The following is a 559-nucleotide window of genomic DNA, read 5'->3' as shown; positions in this document are numbered from 1 at the left end:
AGTCTGTGCAGCGCCTCCCGGCCCGCGGCCAGCTCGGTGTGCAGCCGCTCACGCTCACCGAGCAGCGCCAGCGTACCGAGGGCCATGCCCTCCCCCAGATCCGCCCAGTTGGGGCCGAACCAGTCGCCGGCGGGAGTGAGCAGCGACTCACCGGCAGAGAGGCTGTGCAGGCGGGACAGCGCCTCCTCCCTGCTCTCTGCCAGCCAGATGGCATTGAGGAAAGCCGGAATGTGCTCGCCCCCCAGTTGCGCCGCCAGGGTACCGGCCCTGGCTGGCTGGGCCGGGCCAATCCAGAGTCCGGGTTGCGCCAGGTTGCACTCGTCCGCCGGGATTGCGGTGAGCCAGCGGCCGAGCACCTTGTCCAGCCCCCGGGCCCACTCGGGGGGAACCTGCAACCGATCAGCCAGGGTCGCGCCCGCCATCTGCTCCCCCAGGATCTGATCCAGGGTGGCGAGGCGCGCCTCCAGCTCGCGCAGCAGGCCCTGCTGGCGACCCTGCTCTGCCTTGAGTGCTTCATGGCGCGACACACCGGCCTGCCACGCCGTATCGGCTTCCTCAT

Annotated in this window: 1 pseudogene; it reads right to left on the bottom strand. The window is 70.8% G+C overall.

From position 1 onward, the window contains the following. A pseudogene (locus tag AACR77_RS18365) lies at window positions 1-559 on the bottom strand (chromosome segregation protein SMC); the annotation flags it as partial.

The organism is Aeromonas sp. ZOR0002, assembly GCF_963866995.1.
Taxonomy (GTDB): Bacteria; Pseudomonadota; Gammaproteobacteria; order Enterobacterales; family Aeromonadaceae; genus Aeromonas; species Aeromonas caviae.
Note: the sequence above shows the minus strand (reverse complement) of the source record. Positions and strands in the feature narration are given on the sequence as shown.